The sequence below is a fragment of the Pseudomonas triticicola genome (genome assembly GCF_019145375.1).
In the GTDB taxonomy this organism is placed as follows: Bacteria; Pseudomonadota; Gammaproteobacteria; order Pseudomonadales; family Pseudomonadaceae; genus Aquipseudomonas; species Aquipseudomonas triticicola.
The window spans coordinates 3,742,637-3,766,577 of sequence record NZ_JAHSTX010000001.1; the positions used below are offsets into that span (position 1 = coordinate 3,742,637).

A 23,941-nucleotide genomic window follows, 5' to 3' on the forward strand; every position below is an offset into this window, starting at 1 on the left:
CCTGCACCGCTTGGCGCGTGATTACACGCATCCAGCGCTCTCCTCAAAAATTGCCCAAGCCACCCGGTAGTCTTCTTCCCGATCAGGTTTAAAGAACGGGGCGTGGTAAGTGATGGTGGTTTCCCAGGGACCACCAGGCCGGGTGTCGTCCTGATAGGTTTTGCGTACAACGCCTTGGGTCAAGTGCTGGATATCTTCCCAGCCGAGGGCGATGTCGTGAGCATTGAAGGCCGGGGACTCGACCGAGTAGTGGGTGCCTTCGACCAAGTCACTTTTACGGGATTTTCTAGGCAAGCCGACACCGACCAGCCCTTTGCTGGGCGTGAAGACGATGCGGCCGGTCTGGTCATACCAGGTATCGGCTTCGTACTGGCGCATGACCGGGAACTGCACCCGGTAGATGGTGAGCAGTTCTTCCAGGGTCAGGCTGAGCGCCTGGGCGACAAGAACATCGATTTCGACCAATGCCTGACGGCGGGCGTAGTCAGTGCGCAGCGCGTCATGGCGCTGCCACTCGGGGGTGAGTTTGGCGAAGAAATCCTGCGGCAGCGCGGTGAAGGGCTCGCGAATGGCCCAGCATTGCTGGCGGAAACCGCCTTGCCAGTTGGACTTCCAGAGGTCGGCGTAGTGGTTGGTGACACAATGAAGCGAGAGAACACGAGAGGCAATCGAAGGTAGCAGTTCCACCAGAGGCAGCGCAGCCCATGTCGCCATCAAATTACTTCGGCCAGTGGACTTCACATAAAAATCACCGAGAATTGAAATGGTTGTCGCGGCCTGACGAAGCAGTAAATCCTGCGATTTAAAACTGGTCGTTTGAACACCATGGATGTGTGCCGCTCCAGGCATCACGACCATGGAAATCATGGTTCGCTCACCGGACTGAGACAGCATTCCACGATAAGCCAAACGATAATACTCCGTCACCAACCGCTCCCTATGCTCACCCTCCTCAACCCAATTTACGCGCGGGGTGCGGTCGCGATAGGTGGCGGAGTCACAGGCGGGTAGGTAGTTGGTACGCGGCAAGTAGTCATCAGGCAGAGTTACCAGATCGAGCTTGTCGTAGGCCTTGTTGGTGTCGCACACCGCCCGAGGGGTGTTGTAAAACGGGTTGCCGACGAAGAAATGGGGGCCGGAAAGTATCCATTGCTCTGGGTTTTCTGGGAACTGAGTATCGCGCTTAATAGTGCCGTCACGCTGGGCGTAAGTTTCATCGAACATCACAGTGGAAAAATATTGCCCTTTCAGATCCCCCAGGCGTCTGGGCTGGGCGGCAAATTTTTCCAGTACGTTGATGAGCTGCAGGGCATGCAGGGCTGGCAGACGAGCCTCCAGGGCATCGGTGCCGGCATCGTCGTAGAGCTGGGCGAACAAGGCCAGTTCATGCTGGCCAACTTCAATAATGCGATCGCGGTGGCCATCGAGGTTCCACTTCACTTTTACCCGGCCATCGGGCAGCTCCATTTCCTCCTTGATTCCGGGCACCTGGCCATTGCCATCGTGCGCAAACGATTGGTCAATTGTACCGGGTACAAACAGATTGGAGACGTGCTTGAGGCTCGGCTCACCGATCGGGCCATGAATATTGATGCTGAAAAGCGTCTGGTTGTGCACCTCGGCAAATAACCTGGTTTCGTTGATGAACTGGAAGTGCGCACGCAAACGAGGATAGAGCTCCCGCCGGAACAACCCACCCTTGGGATCGTCGTAAATGCCCTCCGGATGCAAAAAGCCACACACACCCTGCTCATTGGCATTGGCCCAGGCCCGAGGCAGGAAGCATTTGTACAGATTGGTTTGAATGCCCTTGAGCTGCGGATAGTTCTGGGTGGCGTTCAGAAACGCCTGTGAGCCTTCCGCTTCCGCCAGCTCGTCAAACCAGGCCTGTTGCAATTGGGGGCTGCGCTTGAAGGCGGCTTCGCGCTGGTCGGTAAGCTGCTGTGCGCTGAGTTTGTGCAGCACAAAGGCCGGGTTGTAATCGCCGAGAATCCCGCCTTCCTGCCATTCCACCTTGCGCCAGGGTGGATTACCCAGAGTGATATCGAAGCCACCGCGCTTGGCGTAGATGTCGGCAAAAGCCAGTTCCCAGTGGAAGAAGCGGAAGTGTTCACCCAGCTCGTTGGCGATGGCCAGGGTCTTAAAAAATGGATTCTTGAACAGCTTTTCCAGGTTGAGCTCGCCTTGCTGGGTACTGACGTCGCGGACAGCCTGGGTTTCGGCGCGTAGGGTTTGTTGGGGCTCGTCGGCGGCGAAAAGGTCCTCGATGGGTTTGGCGAACAGATCATTTCCTTCCGCTGGCTCAGCACTGAACAAGCCATCTTGCGTCGGGGCAAACTCGAAGGTGCCAGCGCTGTTAAGGATGGTGTTGAGGTCGAACAGCCATTTTTGTCGGTCAGGCAGTTGCTCTGCCTTATCTAGCGGCCAGAACCAAAGGGCGCACCAGTAGTCCATGGCCAGTTTCAAGCGGCGGTAGGGCGAGGCGAGGCGGGCATTTGTATTGAAGATGCCAGTGGTGTGCAACTGGTCTTTTTCTTTGGTGCTGGTGTGGTGTTCGGCCATACCCTGCTGGCCCCACAAGGGGTAGCTGTCTTCGGTGCGCCGGCGGTGCAGCTCCAGCATCTGGGTGTGTTCGCGCCACAGGCGATCGACTGCATCACTGAGCGTTTGCAAGGTGCGAATTTCCTGCGCTTCGAACGGAGCACAGAAAGCTTTTTTCCAGTCTTTGATTGCCTTGAAGGCATCCGGACGCAGCTGTTTGGCCACGCTATCGTTGGAGTCGACCATGCCAGGGTCGGGCAGCAGGAAGTGGTAAATCTCCCCTTCTTTTCGCCCTCCCTCGCCTGCCTGCTCCAGCAAGCTAACGGGGTTGAGCCGGCGAGGGGCATGGTTGTACCAGAGTCCGTCCTTGGCTTGTTTCTTGAGTGTGCTGGCGGGGTAGACCTCGCGGCGAGCACCAATCAAGCTATTGCCGGTGAACAGCTGGTAGCCGAACCAGGGTACGTTGTGGCCACCGCTAAGGGCGTTAAGCCAGAGGGAGACTTCCGCCAGTTCAACAGCGATAGGGTTGAGGTCAACACCGAACACGTTGTGGTCGGCGATGTGCATTTTTACCCGCTGCAGTTCGTGCTGGTAGTCCTCGTGGGGAATCCGCTGGCCCAGTTCCTGTTGTTTGCGCGTGAGGTAGGCCTCTGCGAGCTGGTTGACGGCCTCGTTCAAGAAGGCCGCACTGCCCATAGCAGGTTCGCATACCGTCAGGTTGAGGATGTCGTCGGCGGTGACGTCGCTTGTCAGGCGCTCCTTGAGGGTGTACTTCACCAGGCTTTTGGTGAGCACTTCCGGGGTGTAGTAGCTAGCGGATTTTTCCCGATCGCGCCCGGCCATCCGGTAGATGAATTTGTCTTTGGGGTGGACACGCAGCTTTTTCTTTTTGTCCTCGATGTCGTAAACCCATTCGCTGTCCTCGTCGAATTCGTTCAGCTGACTTCGCGTGACGAAGAAGCCGGTTTCCAGTTCATCGGGGTTGATGTTTTGACCTTTGGCGGCGACTTCGTAGAGGGCCTCGGTAGCGAAGAAACCACGGTAACTGAGTAGCGCTTCATACACGGCACCGAGCTGGTTGATACCGAGCTGGGTGTAGCTGACACGACCACGACGCTTACGGCCCTTCTGAGGCCGGGTCAAGGACATGCTCTGGATCACTCGCTGCAGGGTTTCGTTGCTGAAGGTGACGCGATTGAGCAGCGGAGTGTTAGCCGGGTCAAACAGGTGGCTGTCCAGGCCCTGCAGGGTGAAGCCGTTGGCGGTGCTTTCGTGCAACTGGTCGAGTTGGCGGTTGAGCTGGTGGCCGTTGTAGATCAGGCCGAACATGCGCTGCAGGCTGTGGTGAAAATAGTGACCGCGACGGCTTTCTTCGGTGGTCAAGCGAACACTTTCCAGATCGCGCAGGCTTTCCAAACTGTAGCCTTGCCGCCAGGCATCGTGCTGGTGCGGCAGGTAGCCGAGCTCTGGCCGAGCTTCGATATAGAACAGGAAAAGGATGCGGTACATGGTGCGCAGGCATTCGCTGGACAACTGGTCGGGGTCCAGCGCATTGCTGCCACTGTAGATGCCCTCTTTGCGGTCTCGGGCCTGCTCGACCAGTTGCGCGGCCGCTTCGTTACCGAGCAACTCAATAGCGTGGCGCAGGGCATATTTCAGATCATCGGAGACGGCAAAGGCGTGTTTGTGACTGTTTTCATCCAGGCTGTCGAGTCGACTCTGGCCATCATCCGGCACCAGGCTTTCTCGGTGCAGCAGTACCGCGGTGGCCTTGAGGGTGCGGTCGTCTCGACGTCCGAGAATCTCTTCCCAGTCAAAACGCAGCATGCGATTCTGCGACCACTTGTAGCGGTCAATCAGAATGCCCTGGCGGTCGCTGAGCAGCAGTACCCAACGCGGCGGCTGCTCGTTAAACGGGCTGGATTGGCGAAACACCACTTCATTGAGGATGCGGTACCAGTCGGTATTGCTCAATTTGTCGTGGTGCGGACCAGAGCCGAAGAACTGGTCACGGTGCAGTTGCAGCGACAGCGGATCTTCGCCCTCGCTATTAGCATCCAGTGCACCCAACACCCATAGCTGGTCACCCAGCACACTGAGCACTGGCAGCTCCATATTGGCGGCAACCTCACGGTTGCCGGGCTGGTAGGGAATACCCAGCGCAACAAGCAGGTCGCGGTAGAACTCGCGTTGCAGACGGATGCGCTCACTGGCGCTGCGTTCAGTCTTGAGCTTTTGGCGCAGGGCAAAATAGCCCTGATTCAGGTTGCGCAGAGCGCGCTGCGGGGTGACGAAACCTTCGCCCTGCTCTTCCCGGATTTCCCACTCTTTGATGGTGTCAGCCAGGTCGCCCTGGAATACCTCTGCAAGGTAATGGGCGCTAAAAAACTCGTTATCGTTGCTCAACCCGATAAAGGTGGCCACGCTGTCCTGTAACGACATCTAACTTTTACTCCTTTGCCTGAGCCCGACTGCTCAGTCTGTGACCCGGGTAAATACGGCAAGAATTTGAATAAATGGCACAGGTTCTATGGTGTGAGTGTCCTGCACCCAGGTCTGGTAGTCGGCAAACACCTTTTCAATCCGGTTCAGACGCTCTTCTTTGCGAGCGGCCTTGAAATGCTCCGCCTGACTGGAACCTTCCAGTTGCAGATCGAGCTGCAGGACCTGACGCCCCTTAAGCGCCTTGAGCTCGGCCAGCTGACGCTCCAGCTGCGGTCGGTGTGCGGCGATGTAATCCTGTTGCAGTTGCTGCATCTGCTTGCGCGCAGCGGTAATCACTGCCGGCCGCAGACGTTCTAGCTGAACGATAGCCAGCGGCTGAGCGCGGTTAGGCAAGCGGTTGTCCAGCTGCAGGCGCTGCAACCACGCTTCGGCAGGTTCAATGCCCGTGACCGCGTCGTTACGGATCCTGATGGCGAACCACTTCCAGATCACTGGGTGTGCCTTGCGGTTGGGAATCAGGCCACTGACCAGGAACACACTCTCGTCGGGTTGCATTAGCTGGGTGACCCGGTCGATATCCGGCAGCGCTAGTACCGGCGCACTGTGCCGAGCCACTTGGGCCAGCAGCTTGTCTTGCAGCCATTGGATCGCCGGATGTTGGGGCCAGAGGTAGTGCAGCTTGGGCCAGGCGTTCTCGTCCTGACGACTACGGCGAATTTCTTCGGCAAAACGCTGCTTGTCAGCGGTAAGTACCAGGCTGCCATCTTCCGGGCGGATCTCCGGGGGTAGGAAGCGGAAACGGTAGTCCAGGTCGTCCGGAGGCGTCAGGGTGATGGTTTGACGCTCATTGTTGGCCGTGAAGTTGACCTGGCGGCGCTCACGGTTGATGGCTTCCAGCGCCTGACGAGCGAACTCATAGTCACTGGGGAACAAGCTGAAGCCGTCGACGGTGAACTGCTCTACCTGCTCAGGAGTTTTTGGCTGCACGGCCTCGGGGTTGAGAAACAGCGCAAGCAGATCGTCGCCTTCATTACTGTCATCGGCTTGGTATTGCTGATCAAACGATTGTGCGTCGGTGCCGGTGGCCATGGCCTGCATGGTCAACGCTTCTTCAGCGTCCGCATCGTGGACCTTCATGAAAGTGGCTGGATCACCGATGTTACGGTAGGCCTGATCGTCCTTCTCCTTGAGGATTTCCAGTATGCGCTGGTCGCCCTTGACCGTCGGGTTGCTACTCTGGGCAATCAGGTAGGTGATGATCGGCGTCTGTTTTTGGCCGTAGCGGTCAACCCGACCGTTGCGCTGCTGGAATACCATCAGCGACCAGGGCAGATCAAAATGCACCAGACGATGAGACAGGTAGTGCAGGTTGATACCCTCACTAGCCACGTCCGAACACAGCAATACACGCAGCTTGCTTTCCGGCTTGCCGAAGGCTTCGACGATGGATTGCTGTTCTATGTCGCTCATGCCGCCATGCAGTATCTGGATGGCATCGTCCTTAAGCTTCAGATCCTGCTGCAATTGGGCCTGCAGCCAGTTGAGCGTTTCGATACGTTCACTGAAGATCACCAAGCGGTCGTCAGTGTCGCTCTTCTTCCAGCCAAAGTCCTTGCTGTTCAGCAGGCCGAGAAATTCCCGATATTTGTTGAAGCTGGTCGGGGTGATGTTGCGCAAGGCATGCTGAAGGTAGTGGAGCGCTTCAATTTCAGCCTGCTCGTCGGTGCTGGCACCCTTACCCTGCAACTTGGCAATGCGTTGCTTGACCGATATCTCGGCGGCAGCCGGCGAGCTAAACATGGCTTTCTGCAGGCCGATACGCACTAACTGGCCGTTGCTAGTCGCACTATGCTCGCCACGGTAGGTGAAGGGCACATCAAGCAGGGCTTGGTAAGCACCCTCCTCCTCCAGCGAGGCATACAGGTAGATGTCCTTGACTACCCGCTCCTTGAACTCCTGCTTTACCTGGTCGCGGATGTCCTTCTTGAAGCGCCGGATGACCAGCCCCTTATCGCGGAAGTCCTCCTTGGCGTAGTCGTCCGGATCGGAAATAGCAGTCGGGTCAAGCATGTTCATCAGGCTGGCGAAGCTGCGCGCCTTGCCGTCATGCGGCGTGGCCGAGAGCATGATCAGCGTATCGGAGCGGCCAGCCAGCAGTTGCGCGAGCTTGGCACGCTGCGAGCCACTGCTGCGCTCGGCGACGTTATGGGCCTCGTCGATGACAATAATGTCCCAGTAGGCCTCTTCCAGATGGCGGCGATACTCGTTGTCCTGCTTCAGCGTGTCGATAGAGATGATCGACTTATCGTAGTAGTAGAAAGGGTTGTGATTACCCGGTATGTGATTGCGCACACGCTGCAGGCCGGCGGAGTCCAGCCGAGTCAGCGGGATAGTGAATCGGTTCCACATCTCCTTCTGGAACTGGGTCATCATGCTTTTCAGCGTCAGCACCAGAATGCGCTTGCCGCGGCCCCGGCGGATCAGCTCCGTCATCAGGATGCCGGCTTCCAGGGTTTTCCCCAGGCCCACCGAGTCGGCAATAAGGATCCTCTGGCGATTCTGCTTAAGCGCCTGCAGCGCTGGGTCGAGCTGGTAAGGCACTGTATCCATCGCTGCGCGATGGCCCAGATGAATCTTGCCATCTGCTGGAGTGATCTGCCGCAGCTGGGTTTCGATGAACAGACGGCTCTTCTCGAAGCCTGGAGTGGTGTCCTGCTCGAAGCGGGTATCTGCCGGATCCAGAATACGGATCACGTCAGCCTGCTCCTCTAGCCGAGAGAGAAACTGCGCACTCTTGCCATTGACCAGCTCGGATAACCCATCGACGGTGAGGATGTAACCACCGTCATCGCAGGGATCAGCTCGGCGCACTACCCATTCGCAGTCACGGATAACGACGCGAGCGCCTGGAGCATAAAGACTTTGCATTGAAAATTCCTGTAACAGACACGACCCCGACATCCAGTGTCATGTGACGACAACGATAATGGCCGGATGATGCGACATATCCACCAGTGAGGTGAAGCCTTAACTGGATATTTAGCTGACCGGATGAAAATCATGCGGCAATGGGCGGCCAACCACCGCTCACCAGTTCCGACTGTAGTGATGCGCACTGGTGAGCGCTGCCATTTACTCCACGCTACTCAACGGCAAAACGCCTTTGGTAATGGCGCTGCATTGCCGCCAGCATCGACGCCTGATGTTCAGCCGCCCATGTATCTCCCCATTCGTCGTTCGAGTAGATCAAGTCCATTTTCAAAGAGTCTGGCCGCTTCTCAAGGGCTCGCTTATTGAGGAATCGCTGGCGCTTTTCGTTGTATGGCAGATTGCTGTACTCGGAGTTAATGCTACGCGAGACCAGCGCCAGATTGCCAAAGCGGTTCAGCCAGGTGTTGGTGACCTTATTGGTATCGGTCGCCTGTGGATTCTGCGGCGAAATATGCTCCACCGAGTTTTTGGCTGTGAAGCGGAAGTTGCCCCATGCATCATGATCACAATGCTTCTCATGCCAGAGCACGAAGTCCAGTTTGTAGAACCAGTAATGGGAAAATTCCACGCCGTAGTCGCCGGGCAGCACTGCCTCGAATTGAAGCTCGGTAGCGGTACGCCAGGGCTCGTCCATGAATCCCCGCGTGCGCACTACCAAAGGATCGCTCGTCACCTCCCCGAGGAGTTGGTTATCCAAATGGCACAGGAAGTCGTAGTAGCGCTCAACCTCTCCCACGCCGCCACGTAACGTTTGCGCGTGCTTGTGGATGAAATAGAGGAAAGGTGTCACCCAATAATGGGTGGTGATCTCCTGGGAGTGGTAGAGCATGCTCTGCAGTAACGACATGCCTTGTTTCAGATCGTTGTCACGGCTGCGACTGATGTAACGTTTATCATCATTGGCAGAGATCGAGGTGTGGCAAATTTGATGAATTTCGTCATCGCCCTGGTCGACCCATTTGATGACGTATTCATCCCAAAGCACCCGCATACGCCAGAGCAGGTCAATGAACCCTTGCGCCCTTGCGGTACGCTGCGCTGGCTCCGCCGACAGCAGTAAGTGGGCCTCGAACAAGGTAAGTAGGTTCCGATCCAGCACGCGGGGCACATCCGGCTGCCCTTGCTCTTTCAACCAGATACGCAGCACATGCAGAAGGAACAGTGGGAAGCCAATAATACTACGCGCCCATGGCGCTTCGCCTTCATCCACCGCGATGGCCGCTGAACCATTGTCAAACCTGGTAACTGCGCCGTTGACGATTTTCTCCAAAGTCAGTCGTTCAGCGGATTCCGCTTGTGCAGCCTCGGCTCTTCGCGACAGCAGCCCGTGCACAGCTGCCGCGTGCAGCAACTGCCCCTTGCTATAGAGACCACCCAGACGGTGAGCCTCCAGCTGAGTTTCCTGGCAAAGGTTACGTTCGACAAAACCACTCATGTCGGCACAGGCATTCCACAAAGCCGCGTAACGCGAACGGCTTTCTGCAGGGATGTCGCGCAATAGCCTGGCCTTGAGAATTTCGTGATGTTGGAGCTGGATGCCGCGGTTGTTGATGACTTCGAACAACTTGTTCAAGTCCATCCCCTCAGGCACCTGTGTGAGCACGAGCGAGACGTTGCGATAAACGAAGCCAGCCAGCGCCTTGAGATATTCATCATCCACAGGTCCGCCATCCGCACGCTTATAGGTCTGTTTGAAGGAAACCATCAATTGCTGAGCTTCTCTCATGCTTTGGGTATCGAGGATCTCAGGGCTCGCTCCCCCCTTGCCCGGCATCATGCTGGCAAGGAAGGCGTTCACTTGCTCGCGAATCGAGAAGTGCAAACGCGGAATCACACCGTCTTTCAGCACCACCCTGCTGAAATCCCCCATCACCTGGTTCCATATGGCGATCGTGCTGAGCATCCACAGCGTAGTAAAGCGCTGCTGCCCGTCGATCAGGTCGAAGCGGCGCAAGCCCTTAAGGCGGTCTTGCTCAGAGGTTTTTTCGACCAGCAGGGCACCACCCAGAAAGAACTGCTCATCGCGCCGATCGAAGGCATTGGCCATATCGGTCAGTAACGTCTTTATCTGATCGTCACCCCAAACGTACAAGCGCTGATAGATGGGCACGTTGAAGCACCAGGCCGCGTCGTCTTGATTAACCAGCTGTTCCAAGGTGAAGAGACGGGAATCAATACGCATGGCGATCTTCCTGGCAAGCCTTCAAGTACGTTTCGAGCCATTGCGATTTACTCGCAAGGCTCAAGCATTCGGAATCCAACTGCCCTTGATAGAACTCCAGGACTGCCCTCTTGTATCGTCCCTGCACACCCTGCCCTGTTGCTACCGTTTCGTGGGCATACGAAGACGCCACCGCTTGTTGTCGGTGCTGAAGAAAGTCCAGCACCTGCTTCGGGTGGTAACTCTGGGCAATCACATCCAACAGGTTCAGCTCCGCCAGCCTGAAGAAATTGGCCGCGGTTTCCTGCTTGACCTGTTTTTTCTCCAAGCGAATCGCACCCAGCAAAAACTCCAGGCGCAGGGCAAAGGCGGTCAGTTGTTCAACTTCGAACTGATCGACATACATCAGGCTGCACAGCATGAAGATCTCGCGCAGGTACTCTTGGTTATTGCGCAGCAGCTGTTTGTAGATCGTGCGGAACGTGCTCACCTGCAGGCATGGCGCAGGATCATTCATCAGCCGTTGCAGCAACGCTGCGTACTTGTCTGCGTAAAGAAAGAACCCAACACCTTCATGGATGGGCTGACGCAACGCCATGGGCAGGCTTGCAGGATTTTGACCGACTCGCAGCTGGCTGCCCTGCAGCACGTAATCGCCATCTCCCGCCAGAGTCATGCAGGACGCTAGCCGATTGTGCCGAGTCGCATAGAGCGGCACGCTGTCAATGCGGCTACGGCTGTCGGCGACGTGGGGCCAAGTGTCGCGCTGGAATTCTGCCAGGAGCGGTTCGTGCCTCCCCGCAGGCGTGTGCGATCCGCGCCAACGCCGCGCACGCCAGAGAAAACGATTGAATAAGTTAGGGGCAAAGTCCTGACCAGGGCTTAGCACCGCCGGGTGGCGTTGTAGACACTCCCAACGCTCCGCACAGTGCCGCTGCAGTGCTGCCTTGAGTTCGGTCTTCCCTTGCGCATAGTCGATCGCACGCAGGTGGTAGGCCTTGAGCAGGTCAGTGGCCTCCAAGCGCACCCCGCGGTTGTTCTGGGTGTCGAAAAAGGTGAAAGCGAGATCGGTGCTGTCCACTTCGATCACTGTCAGCCGTAGCCTTTCGATGATCTGCGGCGTAATCGCCTCCATTTGCTTCAATGCCTGCAACCCTTCAGCAATATGTCGCGCGGATTGGCCCGAATAGCTGAGTGCCTGCCCCACTGGCAACTTGCCGGTAGAGCGGTGGTACAACAGCGACAGCGCGGTGATGCGCTGCTGACCATCGATGATGAACCGCTTCGACTGGTTTGCGTCGCGATGCAGTAGTACCCCGCCCATGTAGTAAGGCAAGCTGGTATCCGACTGTTCTGCATATGCTGCTAGGTCACTGACCAATTGCGTCAGCTTATCTGGCCCCCAGACGAAACCACGCTGATAGCTGTCCAATGCCAATGGCCAATCGCTTGCATTGAGCAATTCGGCGAAAGGCAGAGTACTGACCCGCACAAGCGAATTCGGCTTGGCGGTCAGGAATTCCCAGCTCAATTTTCGTCCCAACGTCTACGCAGCGTCCTGATCAGTGCGTTCCCCCGCAACGCGCGACCGTCTGGCCCACAGAGCGCGACAGAACCTTCCGGCAACCCAAAGACTTCTTCGATCCTTGCCCGGATGGTGCTCACTTTTGCATCCGAGCGCGCGGCCCGATAGCGAGCCGCCTTCCGGTTGCCGATAACGACCGTCGAGTCTTCTTCCTGGTCATCCGAAGCCTCCAGGTCCTCAGCATCCCAGGCCTCTTCCGTTTCATCCTCCTCGATAGGCTCGGCATCGTCGTCGACCTCTTCAGCCTCGTCAGCTTCAGCGGTCAGGTCAGCCAGTGTCTGGGCGTGGGAGTACCAAGTGCTGGCATCCTCTTGTTCCCACACCAGGCCATCCTGAACATGGAAAGTGCGCAAGGCAGCGGAAGACGGAACGTAATCGCTGAAACGCGACTTCACGGCTGGCAACCGTTCAAAGCCGGCCCCCAAGGCACGCAGCACTTTTTCTGGACCTGCAACCAGCAAAAACTCAGACCAGCACGGCTCGCGGAAATTGACGCTGACAGTACCGTACATATAGAGAGTCGCCCGGAATGATGCGTCCTGCTCGGCTAATTGGGTGAGTACCTGCATCACCGTGCGGTAGATGCTGAAACCTGCGTCCTCGATGGACTGCGAATCGACCTCGACGGTGGGTAGCGGCGATTTACTGTTGACGAACGCGAGCTCCGTCACCGATTTCTTGATCATTGCCTTCATTCCTTGAGCGGGACCTTGGGTGGGCTTCACGACCTAATTTGCCATGATTGCAAACGTTGGGATGAGCGCACACAGCTGCGATAGCCATCCCGCGCGGAAGCCGCATGGTTGAGAAAGCATAATGCCACTATTACATGATAAGACTCTACAAGCCTCCGTCGAACCTGGCTTCAGGCTTGGGGTCACCACCTAGAACAGCAGCGTCAACCGGGATCAACTGCGTGACTGCGCCAACCTGCTAGGAAAGCTGGTACCGTTAATTATTCTGCTCATCCTGAAACACCCAGAAAACTTGTGGGGAGCGTTATCCGGGTGTTGTTCAACTAGATGACTGCGATTGAAGCAAAGGTCGGCTTACAGGCAACACAACTGCTTGCCCACAGACCAGAAATACCCTTAACAGTATTTCAATTGGCATTAAATCTTCGAATACAATCCGATTTTCAGTGATTCAATCGATATGTTACTGGCTTGATTCAGCTACCCCGAGGCTGCCGTAGGTACGGTACGGAGTCCGCAACGAACATTCACTAGGTGGTTAAAATGGTGTCCAATTAAATTAAGTGAACACCATTCCTTTCGGCGGAATGGTCGGGAAGAAGAGTCGATAGGCGCATAGCCTTGATTAGCGAGAGACTCGACAAATCACCACTTTCCCCGCGCCGCTCACCTCAATCGCGCCATAGCGTCTGCAAGCACTTGATCAGCGCTATTGGACTCACGCTCAATGTTGACCGGAGCCGCTTCCGAAGCTCGTAACTCATTACGCGCCCTCTGTGCATTCAGCACGCGACCAACACACTGAAGCGTGTCCTGATAGCCCTGCTCGATCCACGATGGAATTTTCTCGCCATCAAAACCTAACAAGTCGCGAGCCCCCGCCAAAGGCCCATTCGCACGTGCCAAACTCTTGCTCGGGCGAATCTCCAAAATGGTGGCATCAGGGAATCGCTGCCTGCTCCAGACTGATCCATCACTCAGATGCGTGACGATGACCAGGTTGCAACCCGCCTCCAACAAGGGAGTAATCGGCGTATTGCCTTGCATGGTTTGCCAACCACCCTGCCCTCCGTCTGACCAGCTTCGCCCATCATGGCGACGTGATTTGAAAAGCAACGGAAGCGCCGCCGAGGCCAGCAAGATGCGTTTCTGTTCCTCCTCATCTGCAATCGACTGGACATGGAAAAACTTTGAATGTGGCGTGTCACCAAAGCCAAGTTCAGCACAGAGAGCACGCGCTATATCCTCGAGCCCTCCCAAGCTCTCGTACAGAGAAACGTACAATGGCAGGCCGCGCTGCAGATCTTTGCTGACCAAGAACTCATCCATTAGTTGCTGCAACGGCTTGTCGTCTAGAAAACCGTCTTCCCAGCCATTCAGCCACTCGGGGAATTCGACATCAAAGCGCTGGGCTAGCCTCTTGGCGCCATGAGCTGCAGCAAGAATGGCAGGCGCGCCGTTCATGCGTAATCCTGCAGCTACCAGCAATGACACATAGCCTGGCATTTTCAAACTCAAAGGGGAGCTTTTACTCAAACGCCCCCACAATTCTTCCAGACGCTCAATGGCAACATCCAGCGAAGGCGCTGACGCGAGAATGCCCCCATTGAGTGCTCCGATACTTGCACCTGAAACAGCATCAATGCGTGTACCCAGCTCGCGCAACGCTTTCAGCACACCAACTTGGTATGCACCTTTCGCTCCTCCACCCGACAGCACCAAGCCCACTTTCAAGGATGCACTCATGCTGAAGTCTCCAAGAACAATTCATTGACCAACCCTTCAGTCATACGCCGGGCAGAACCCAGCAGAGGCACTTGGAGTGGTAACTCGTCAGGCACCTGCGAAATTGCATAGGACATTGGCGAACGATCAGGACACGACCAATCACCCAGATAAGCAAGCGTCTCTTCGCTTACATTCCACGGTACGCCAGGCGAAGGCCTCGCCAGCCAGCGATTTCGGGTAGCGATGCGCTCCCCTTGCCCCACCTGAGCGTCTCGACTCAGCTGTATGATCGCCCGGTTGGCTAGGTCCTCCAGCAGTTGCTGACGCTCAGTACCAGAAATGGTTAGGCAATGATCGCCGAATGCCCCCCAGCGCAACTCTTCCAGCACCGCATAACAGCGGCCAGTAAGACTAAGACCAGCGAACCGACCCGCGCCCCACTTGCCCATAACACTCTCGAGGTGTAACTGGGCACGTTGCGTACAATCGATTCTCGCAACATTTAGCTCTAAAGCACTGCATCGATCGCCAAGGTGCTGCGAAAGTCGCTCCAACGCATAGCGGGTATCGGCTGAATAGTTAGCGACCGTAGCTAAATCCTGCTTCATTCCACTCACCCGCATCTGCACTTGATAGATCGCGCGGTTACTCTTGGCCAACGATTGAGTCAAGTCGACCAGCCACTCCAGTGCCCCTTCGACGCCATCGGTGAGGCTTGCATTGATTTCCGCCTGGTTCTGGGCTGTTTTGCCAGTAAACCCATCGTAAAGGCGGTCGAACATCCCGGTCCGAGTCGACATATGCCTCTGGCGCTCGCGCACCACATCGATACCGTTGGCGAAGTCCACCACGAATTTTTCCGGCAGGCAGGTAAACAGACGGCTCATTTCGCCAATCAACTCATCGTTTTGCGCTTCGCTCATGCTGGCACCCCAGCCGGGCTCACATCTCGCAGCAGCTCCTCGCTGTCGCGCTTGATGGGCATGACCTCGCGTTTGTAACTAGAAAGCAAACCAGCCAATGCAATTTGCTCGTCCTGGCTGCGTTCCTGATCGCGAATACTCTGTTGCAAGTCGCTTCGAATGCTTTCGATGCTGCCTTTTAGTTGCTCGAAGAAGGTGTGAAGCCCTTCATTGAGCGGCTGAGCGATGGTGTCCGCAGCGGAGGCTTCCAGGTCTTTGAACAGCTGTTCGATCGATGCGTCGATGGCTTTGCGGACCTTGTTGATATCGACTGCGTAATAGCCCTGCTTGACCGTGTACTCTTCCCAGCCCCAGTCAGAGGTACCGAACCAGCTACAAATGGTGCCCCATGCACCTTTGCTGCGGCGAGAGCGCGTGACGTTACGGTGCTTGCTATCCACCGAATCACGCAGAATCTCGCCAGCGGTGTACTTGAGAGTCAGCGGGGTCGTGTCCGGGATTTTCACATCGATGGCAAAACCGCTGCGATTGAGCCGCTCATTCAGGCCTGCGATAAGTTTGTTGGCTTCGGCTTCGATATCAACTGCGAAAGTGATGCGGAAATCCTTGAGGATTTCACCCATACGCCTTACCAGTTCGACTTCACCATCGCTAATGATGCTGTGCACCCCATCTTCGATTTTTTTCAGCAGCGCTTCTGCCTCAGACTGCTTATCGAAATTGATTACTGGGCTTTCTTCGTCGAATTCAAAATCGAAACCGTTGCGCGCGCGACGAGCCTGTTCGCCACCCAACCAAGTGCTAAAGGCTCCCTTGAGGAGCCCTGCCATGGTCGGTGCGAGCTGCTCTTGCATTCTGGCGACGGCTTGTTGCTGCTCTTGCCGCTTTCCCGCTTTGAATCCTTCGCCGACCTCATGCTTGATAGCCTCCGCCAATTCGGTGAAGGTCATGCTCATCTCGCACTTGATTTCCGCCAGCGCGTTCTGCGAAGACTCCTCGCTGTCCTGTTCCAGGCGATCAATCATTGCAATGTCATGGCGCAGCGACCCAATCTGCTCCTGAAGTTCTTCGGCGCTCTTGGCCAGCGCGGTATCACGCACTTCCAGGAAGCGTGCAAGGCGGGTCGCCGTGTCAACCAGTTTCGACGCAGCAGAGGACAACGCCATGACGGCTGCCTGCCGGTGGGCCTTGAAGATCACTTTCTCCAGCGGCTCGGCGAAATTTGATTTTTTCCAAAGGTGACTGGCACCGCGCTGGACAAGTTCGGTGTCTTGCAAGGCGTCTTCCCATTCCATGCCCAGCACCAACTGGCCGAAGTCTTCGACCCAGGCATTTTGGCCTCTCTTGGCCTCAGGAAGCTTGCCGTGGTTGGCAATTTCCTGTTGAGCACGGCTGGCCAAATATCCCCAGCGCGAAGAGACTGGATAGACATCTGCTGCATCGAGCCTGCGATTCATCAACGACTCGGCCACGAAGGTACGTGTTTGGTCAGCACTGTCGCCGTTGCGGTCCCTTTGGTCGAACTTGTTCACCAATGCAAACAGTCGCCCTTCGGCAATATCGGCAATCTCATCCAGCTCCTTTCGCACCTGCTCATCGGCGTCAGACTTGAGCTGTGTGAAGTCCATGACAGCCAGCACAGCCGAAGCCTTCTTCAACTGTTCCTTGAGCATTTTGCGAAGATGCTGCTGGCCCGCCTCATTGGGGCCGGGTGTATCAAGCAATGCCAATTTACCCTGACCCGCCGCCTGGCCGAGATGAGAAAATTCGATGCGGATGACAGGGTAATCGTCGATACTGGAGTAGCTGCCAAAGGGGAAGTCCACCCCCAGAAACGCCGCAAGCCGTACCAAATCGTTCAGGCTTTTGAGGAACCAGAAGATATTTTCCGACCCCTCATATAGCGCTTTGAAACTTCCCCGCTGATCAATCAGCTTCAGCAGGTCAAGCATGTCATCGGTACGCTCCAGATTCTGCAGCGCCGCGTCACCTCGGTCAGATGAGATTACTTTGCCAAGCTGCACAATGAGGTCGTTGATCGGCTTGCAGTTTTTCAGCTCCAACACTGGCTCGACTTGGCCAGGGGTGTGCTCGATCAAAGTCGGCAACGCAGTCATTGGCCGGTTGCGGTTAGGCAGCACTTCATGTCCAACGATGGCATTGATTGTGGTCGATTTACCGGCCTTCATGGTGCCGACCACGGCCAGGACCATCTTCAATTCGCCGACTTTGACCAGCTCGCCTTCGAGGTAACCAATCTCTTGAATGACATTCGCTTTGCTGAAGGTCTGATGCTCATCACCCTGATCATCAGACAGCACACCTTCGCCTTCCTGCACGTGATGCAGCAAGCCTAGCTCCAAGCTTAGAAGCCTACGAGCTTCATCACGTAGCAGATCTATCGATTGTTCCTGCATCAAAAACTCCTTGCGCGAGGCACCATTGGCCTCTAGTCATCCGTAAAACGCCTACCGCAGACAAGCGGCCTATCTTCGTCACGCCGATAATATCAAAATGACAGCAACCTACTGTGAACTCAAATCACGATTGCCAGTGGGCAAACAAAGAGCGGCATAACCCTGACCACGCCACCCCAGACATGGCGACAGCCCGCTATGCAAACGCCCTGAACGGCACGCTACTCAATCCATTGCCGCTGATCACTCCGCAACCGGCACCAACGCCTCCAGCAACTCACACTTGCGCCGCAACTGCACCACATGCTCTCGCTCCGCCCGCAACGCTGACCGCAGCTCACTATTCTCCATCTCCCAAATCTGCAACCAGCGCAGATCCCTCTGGCAGTGCTCCACCGTCTTCCCAAGCTCGCCGAGCTTTAACCCCTGCTGAATCAGCACCAGCAGGATGATCCCCATCGCCACCAATGCACCCGTCGCAACCACTTCCGGCATAGCCATACTCATATCCTTTGCTGCCTTCGAAGTATTCCAAAGACAAGCGAAAGATATGTAATGTTAAACTACACGTCTAGAATGTAGACTTATACAGGTAAAGTAATCGCGCACATGGAGAGGGTATGAAACGCAAGCAATCCATCGAGCGGGTACGCTGGGACCTGGCACTTCGCTATCGCTTGATCGAGACCGTTGCCTGGTGGGAAGGCCGGCTGACCACGGGCCACCTGATGCAGAGCTTTGGCATCAGCCGCCAGCAGGCGTCTAAGGACATCAATACGTACATCACCGAACATGCGCCCAAAAACTTGACATATGACAAGCAGCTCAAGGGCTATGTGCCGAGCAAGCATTTCAAGCCGCTGTTCATCGACAACAGCGCCAGCGCCTACCTGCACCTGCTCTACCAGAACAATGAGCGCGCCCCGCACATCGACGGGCTGGCTCTGGCGTATGCGCACACCCGGGTACTGGAAGTGCCTGACCGCCCCATTCGGCCAGAGGTACTGCGCCCTTTGCTCAAGGCCTGCCGTGAAGGCCTGCGCCTGGAAACCGAATACGTGTCCTTCAACACCCCCAATGTCGAGGTGCGCCTGATCGCCCCCCACACACTGGTCTACACCGGTATGCGCTGGCACGTGCGAGCCTATTGCGAAAAGAACGGCCAATACCGCGACTTCGTCCTTAGCCGCCTGCGTGGGCAGCCAGACTTGCTCGACGTTTCACCGAACACGCGCGAGCAGGATAAAGACTGGAATGTCGAGGTGCCGGTCATCTTCGCGCCTGATGGGCGGTTGAACGAGGCGCAGAAGGCAATCATCGAAACCGACTACGGCATGACGCAGGGGCAATTGGTGGTGCCAAGCCGCAGGGCATTGGTGAAGTATGTGTTGCAGCGGTACCAGATTGACCACCGCAACATGGCGATACTTCCCGAGGCCCAGCAACTGGTGGTGAACAACCTCCAGGAACTGCAGCCGTGGTTGATGAAATACTGACGCTTGGATCTTAGCAGCGTCAACCGAGATCAACTGCGTGACTGCGCCAACCTGCTCGGCAAGCTAGTTCCGGTCATCATTCTGCTGATGCTGGATAACCCGGACACATTGTGGGGTGATGCGTGTTATCTCGTAGTCGTTTAGCTCAGTGACCGCGCTTGGACCAAGGGTCGCCCTACAGCGGGCGACCGAGCTGGTCATCGGCAGGCCAGGAACACTTCTCGCAGTATTCCAATCGGTATTCCAGCTTAAAATACAAACCGGAATTCACCCAATTAATCAACATGTTACTGACCTAATTCAGATTACCCCGGCCCACCACTTCATCATCTAAAGACGTCCCCGGACGTCTTTTTTTGTGCCTGAAATCCAGTAAATACGGGGGTTTCAGGGCTATTGGGCTTCACAGCGCTTCAGGCAGATCCATTTTGAAATGTATTCCAAGGCCTAATCCAAGCCCCCCTGACTGATAGATTTCGGAGTACATATTGACCGGCGGCGACGGCCTTCAGTTACGAGTCCGAACCAACCGTTCGAGGCCCATCGACCCTCAACGACAGAGCCCGCCCAATGCGGGCTTCGTCGCATCTGGTGATTGGTATATTTCCTTCAACAAACACGTCGAGCCCACCGCCCTGCACGATGAATTTTTCTTCACCGCACTCCGTCCCGCGAACCGATAAAATCCCCCCGCTCATTCAAGAAACTACGGTTCGCCCGCGCTCCTAGCGGGCTTTTTTTCGCCTCGGCTTCTCCATATCTTGCCGCTCCCCACCATATGCGCGACTCTGCCAGCAGATCCCTCGCCAAGGAGCGCTCGATGCCGCTGTTATCCCTGCCCTGCCCGCGCCTGACAATGGCGATCCTCTCCCCCGACCAAGCCGAGCTCGAAAGCGCTTTTTACCAGCGCAACCTCCGCCACCTGGCGCCGTGGTCGCCCATCCGCACCACCGATTACTTCTCCACCGCCAACATCCGCCGTCGTCTCGAGATCCAGGCCAGCGCCTTCGAGGCCGAGTTGGTGATGCATTTCGCGCTGCTGTCGCCGGACGGTCAGCAGATGATCGGTGCGTGCAATTTCAGCGGGATTATTCGTGGGGCGTTTCAGGCGTGTTATTTGGGTTATCACATTGATGAGGCGCATCAGGGGCAGGGTTTGATGCAGGAGGGGCTGGAGGCGGGGATTGGTTATATGTTCGATGTGCAGAATCTGCATCGGATCATGGCCAATTACATTCCCGGCAATGAGCGCAGTGCGCGTTTGCTTGAGCGCTTGGGTTTTGAGCGCGAGGGCTATGCGAAGGCGTATCTGAACATTGCCGGGCGTTGGCAGGATCATGTGCTGACGGCGCTGGTCAATCCGGGGTTCGAGGCGCCGGATCAGCGCTGGTCGCGGCGCCTGGGTTGAGTTGCGCTAAATCTGTCAGACAAAAATCCTTTCAGCTCTCGGGTTTGCGGCCGATACAGACCTGCTAACACCCCTGCTGGCTCAAAAGAACAACAATCTTCCAGCTTAACTGACGACCAAGAAACCCAACGTTTCTGGAGGATTTGCATGAATAGCTGGTTCGGTAACATCAGCGTGAACATGAAACTCGGCTTGGGCTTCGGCCTGGTGCTGGCCCTGACCTGCGTTCTGGCGCTGACCGGCTGGACCAGTCTCGGCGGCCTGATCGACCGCAGCAACTGGATGAGCGACATCACCCAGCTCAACGCCGGCCTGACCAAATTGCGCGTGGTGCGCCTGCAATACATGCTGACCAACGGCGACGAAACCGCCGCGCAGAATGTGCAGACAACCCTGGAAAGTTTCGCCGCTCAGCAGCAGGCGTTGATCAGCAAATTCAAGAGTCCAGAGAACGTCAAACTGCTCAAGCAGCAGGCCGCGACCATCGCTGAATACCAGACCTCGCTGAACAAAATGCGCAACGCCTATCGCACCGGCAACAGCGCGCGCGACACCATGAGCGCCAACGCCCAGACCGCTTACAACCTGATCGAATCGATCAGCCAGCGCGTGCAGCAGATGGAGTTGAGCGATCAGCGTTTCGAGCAGTTCCAGGCTGTCACTGCGGCCAAGGAAGCGTTCATCCTCGCGCGCTATGAAGTGCGTGGTTACACCGCAACCAGCAATGCCGAAACCGAGCAGAAAGCCGTCGGCCAGATCGACGCGGCCATCGCCAGCCTCAAACCGCTGAATGCGCAATTTGCCGCGACTCAGCAGGATGCCCTGCGCCAATTGGAAACCGCGCTGAGCAGCTATCGCAGCGCGTTGATGGCGTACAAGAACGCCAACACCGAGGCCGTGCAGGCGCGTAAGGAAATGACCGATCAGGGCACCACCATCGTCGCCCTGAGCGAGCAGCTCTACCAGATTCAACTTGACCGTCGTGACGCTGAAAGCGCCCAGGCGCGCACCTTCCAGTTGATCAGCACGTTGCTGGCGCTGCTGGTTGGCGTGATTGCTGCGGTGATCATCACCCGTCAGATCACTCGTCCGTTGCAGGAAACCCTGGCCGTGGTCGAGCGCATCGCCAGCGGCGACCTGACTCAGAACGTCACCGTCACCCGCCGCGACGAACTCGGCGTGTTGCAGCAAGGCATCGCGCGCATGGGCGTGACCCTGCGTGATTTGATCAGTGGCATCCGCGACGGCGTCACGCAGATTGCCAGCGCCGCCGAAGAGTTGTCGGCTGTAACCGAACAGACCAGCGCCGGTGTGAATAGCCAGAAAGTCGAGACCGATCAGGTCGCCACGGCCATGCACGAAATGACTGCCACCGTGCAGGAAGTTGCGCGCAATGCTGAGGAAGCGTCGCAAGCTGCCGCCGCGGCGGATGGCGAAGCCCGTGAAGGCGACAAGGTGGTGAATGAGGCCATCGCGCAGATCGAGCGTCTGGCCAGCGAAGTGGTGCGTTCGACCGAAGCGATGAGCGTGCTGCAACAGGAAAGCGACAAGATCGGCAGCGTCATGGACGTGATCAAGGCTGTCGCCGAACAGACCAACCTGCTCGCGCTCAACGCCGCGATCGAAGCCGCGCGTGCCGGTGAAGCCGGGCGTGGGTTTGCCGTGGTCGCCGATGAGGTGCGTGGTCTGGCTCAGCGCACGCAGAAATCCACCGAGGAAATCGAAGGTCTGGTCGCCGGTCTGCAGAACGGCACCCAGCAGGTTTCGGCAGTGATGAACAACAGCCGCGCCCTGACCGACAGCAGCGTCGCCCTGACGCGCAAGGCCGGCGCCTCGCTGGAAAACATCACCCGCACAGTGTCGAACATCCAGTCGATGAACCAGCAGATCGCCGCCGCTGCCGAACAGCAAAGCGCCGTGGCTGAAGAGATCAGCCGCAGCATCATCAACGTCCGAGACGTGTCCGAGCAGACCGCAGCGGCGAGTGATGAGACGGCAGCGTCGAGTGTTGAGCTTGCGCGGTTGGGTGGTCAGTTGCAGCAGATGGTCAGCCACTTCCGCGTATGACGTTGGTTTTGCGCTGAGGCAAACCGAATCGCGGGCAAGCCCACAGGTTTTCGTGGTTGAGCACTGTTGATGTGTTCACCTCGATAACTGTGGGAGCGGGCTTGCCCGCGATGGCGGTGGGTCAATCAAATCGACGTTGCCTGACACTCCGTCTTCGCGAGCAGGCTCGCTCCCACCCTTGGATTTGTGTGACTCACCGGATTTTGAGCACACCGCAGATCCCTTGTGGGAGCGGGCTTGCCCGCGATGGCGGGGGGTCAATCAAATCAACAGTGCCTGACACTCCGCCTTCGCGAGCAGGCTCGCTCCCACATTGGATTTGTGTGCCACGCTGGATTTTGAGCACACCGCAAAACCTTGTGGGAGCGGGCTTGCCCGCGATGGCGGTGGGTCAATCAAATCAAAGTTGCCTGACACTGCGCATTCGCGAGCAAGCTCGCTCCCACATTTGGATTTGTGTGACTCACCGGATTTTGAGCACACCGCAGATCCCTTGTGGGAGCGGGCTTGCCCGCGATGGCGGTGGGTCAGTCAAATCAAAGTTGCCTGACACTCCGCCTTCGCGAGCAGGCTCGCTCCCACATTTGGATTTGTGTGACTCACCGGATTTTGAGCACACCGCAATACCCCTGTGGGAGCGAGCCTGCTCGCGAAAGCGGTTTAAATGGCAGAGCACATTTTCAGACCTGCCACGGATTGATCACTTCAATCCCGGAAAACTCGAAATCCCGGACATTACGTGTAGCAATCGCGGCTCCACGATTTCGGCAGATCGCTGCGATTTGCGCATCGGCCATTGCAATCCCCCGCCCTTTCGCCTCTGCATCGGCTACCAGCGTCGCGTACTCGACGGCTGCGTGGGCATCGAATGGCAAAATCCGCCCGGCAAAATCCTCTTCAAACATTGCCAAAGCGTGAGCCTGGAGTTTTTGTTTGCGCTTGCCGGAAGGTAATCGAGCGATGCCGTGCAGTATCTCAGCCACGGTGATTGCACTGATGGCCAGGTCCATGGCCGGTTGCGCATCCACCCAAGCCAACACTTGAGCCTCGGGTTCGATACGCATGAATTCTGATAGAACGTTGGTATCGAGCACTATCATTCAGAAAAATCCACCCCGAGCGGTTTTTCTACACGCGCAGGCAGATCGAGCTCGGCTCCGCCCTCGGCGCTGAAACGCTGGTGGATCCGACTGCCGAGCCCTCCGGCACGATCAACCGTGGTGAGCGCTCGGCCCAGAATCAGCCGAGCCTCTTCTTCCATGGAATGTCCGTTGTGTGCAGCGGTAATGCGCAGCTGCTCCTTGAGCTTCTCGTCAAGGTTTCGAATGGTGATGCTGGCCATGTCGCCCTCCTGCAATCAATGAACTCATTGATTGCAGGCTAGCATATTCAGGTTTGATTGGAGTCATGCCCGCCGAGCGGCATCGTCGGTAACGGCACACTGCAATACCCCCGTGGGAGCGAGCCTGCTCGCGAAAGCGGTG

At 56.8% G+C, this 23,941-nt stretch carries 13 protein-coding genes and 3 pseudogenes; 5 read left to right on the top strand and 11 right to left on the bottom strand.

Annotated elements, in window-relative coordinates:
- Nucleotides 1-21 precede the first annotated feature (21 nt).
- From KVG85_RS16690 to KVG85_RS16730, 9 genes are all read right to left on the bottom strand, one after another.
- Nucleotides 22-4,983 carry an Eco57I restriction-modification methylase domain-containing protein gene (locus KVG85_RS16690; RefSeq protein ID WP_217864398.1) on the bottom strand — a complete coding sequence of 1,654 codons (4,962 nt, stop codon included), beginning with the start codon at nt 4,981-4,983 and terminating at the stop codon, nt 22-24.
- A 33-nt stretch (nt 4,984-5,016) separates the two neighbouring features.
- Complete coding sequence (locus tag KVG85_RS16695) at nt 5,017-7,914, bottom strand: DEAD/DEAH box helicase (RefSeq protein ID WP_217864399.1); 2,898 nt, start codon at nt 7,912-7,914, stop codon at nt 5,017-5,019.
- Nucleotides 7,915-8,128: 214 nt separating this feature from the next.
- Nucleotides 8,129-10,159: a DUF262 domain-containing protein gene (locus tag KVG85_RS16700; protein WP_217864400.1), complete on the bottom strand. Its 2,031-nt coding sequence runs from the start codon at nt 10,157-10,159 to the stop codon at nt 8,129-8,131.
- On the bottom strand, nt 10,149-11,669 hold the full coding sequence (locus tag KVG85_RS16705) for a DUF262 domain-containing protein (RefSeq protein ID WP_217864401.1): 1,521 nt from the start codon (nt 11,667-11,669) through the stop codon (nt 10,149-10,151). The genes KVG85_RS16700 and KVG85_RS16705 overlap by 11 nt, the downstream gene beginning before the upstream one ends.
- Nucleotides 11,666-12,409: a hypothetical protein gene (locus KVG85_RS16710; protein WP_217864402.1), complete on the bottom strand. Its 744-nt coding sequence runs from the start codon at nt 12,407-12,409 to the stop codon at nt 11,666-11,668. Before KVG85_RS16710 ends, KVG85_RS16705 begins: the two co-directional genes overlap by 4 nt.
- A gap of 675 nt (nt 12,410-13,084) precedes the next feature.
- Nucleotides 13,085-14,164 (bottom strand): patatin-like phospholipase family protein, encoded by a 1,080-nt coding sequence (locus tag KVG85_RS16715; protein WP_217864403.1) that lies wholly within the window; start codon nt 14,162-14,164, stop codon nt 13,085-13,087.
- Nucleotides 14,161-15,069: a diguanylate cyclase regulator RdcB family protein gene (locus tag KVG85_RS16720; RefSeq protein ID WP_064053102.1), complete on the bottom strand. Its 909-nt coding sequence runs from the start codon at nt 15,067-15,069 to the stop codon at nt 14,161-14,163. The genes KVG85_RS16715 and KVG85_RS16720 overlap by 4 nt, the downstream gene beginning before the upstream one ends.
- Nucleotides 15,066-17,486, bottom strand: a complete 2,421-nt coding sequence (locus KVG85_RS16725; protein WP_217864404.1) for a dynamin family protein — start codon at nt 17,484-17,486, stop codon at nt 15,066-15,068. The genes KVG85_RS16720 and KVG85_RS16725 overlap by 4 nt, the downstream gene beginning before the upstream one ends.
- A 243-nt stretch (nt 17,487-17,729) precedes the next feature.
- The gene (locus KVG85_RS16730; RefSeq protein ID WP_064053100.1) at nt 17,730-17,987 is read right to left on the bottom strand and encodes a hypothetical protein; all 258 of its coding nucleotides are present in this window, start codon (nt 17,985-17,987) and stop codon (nt 17,730-17,732) included.
- Nucleotides 17,988-18,106: 119 nt separating this feature from the next.
- On the opposite strand from KVG85_RS16730, the gene KVG85_RS16735 reads away from it, so the two are divergent.
- The 5 genes and pseudogenes from KVG85_RS16735 to KVG85_RS26330 all read left to right on the top strand — a co-directional run.
- Complete coding sequence (locus KVG85_RS16735) at nt 18,107-18,982, top strand: BrxR family helix-turn-helix transcriptional regulator (RefSeq protein ID WP_064053099.1); 876 nt, start codon at nt 18,107-18,109, stop codon at nt 18,980-18,982.
- A gap of 820 nt (nt 18,983-19,802) precedes the next feature.
- Nucleotides 19,803-20,390, top strand: coding sequence for a GNAT family N-acetyltransferase (locus KVG85_RS16740; protein ID WP_217864405.1), 588 nt, complete (start codon nt 19,803-19,805; stop codon nt 20,388-20,390).
- A 180-nt stretch (nt 20,391-20,570) separates the two neighbouring features.
- Nucleotides 20,571-21,335: pseudogene (locus KVG85_RS26320) on the top strand (methyl-accepting chemotaxis protein); the annotation flags it as partial.
- A 117-nt stretch (nt 21,336-21,452) separates the two neighbouring features.
- Nucleotides 21,453-21,599: pseudogene (locus tag KVG85_RS26325) on the top strand (HAMP domain-containing protein); the annotation flags it as partial.
- 261 nt (nt 21,600-21,860) lie between these two features.
- A pseudogene (locus tag KVG85_RS26330) lies at nt 21,861-22,457 on the top strand (methyl-accepting chemotaxis protein); the annotation flags it as partial.
- 680 nt (nt 22,458-23,137) lie between these two features.
- Here the strand turns inward: KVG85_RS26330 and KVG85_RS16750 are convergent.
- Both KVG85_RS16750 and KVG85_RS16755 read right to left on the bottom strand, forming a co-directional pair.
- Nucleotides 23,138-23,557 (bottom strand): type II toxin-antitoxin system VapC family toxin, encoded by a 420-nt coding sequence (locus KVG85_RS16750; RefSeq protein ID WP_150743418.1) that lies wholly within the window; start codon nt 23,555-23,557, stop codon nt 23,138-23,140.
- On the bottom strand, nt 23,554-23,799 hold the full coding sequence (locus KVG85_RS16755; RefSeq protein WP_041477893.1) for a FitA-like ribbon-helix-helix domain-containing protein: 246 nt from the start codon (nt 23,797-23,799) through the stop codon (nt 23,554-23,556). Before KVG85_RS16755 ends, KVG85_RS16750 begins: the two co-directional genes overlap by 4 nt.
- Nucleotides 23,800-23,941 lie beyond the last annotated feature (142 nt).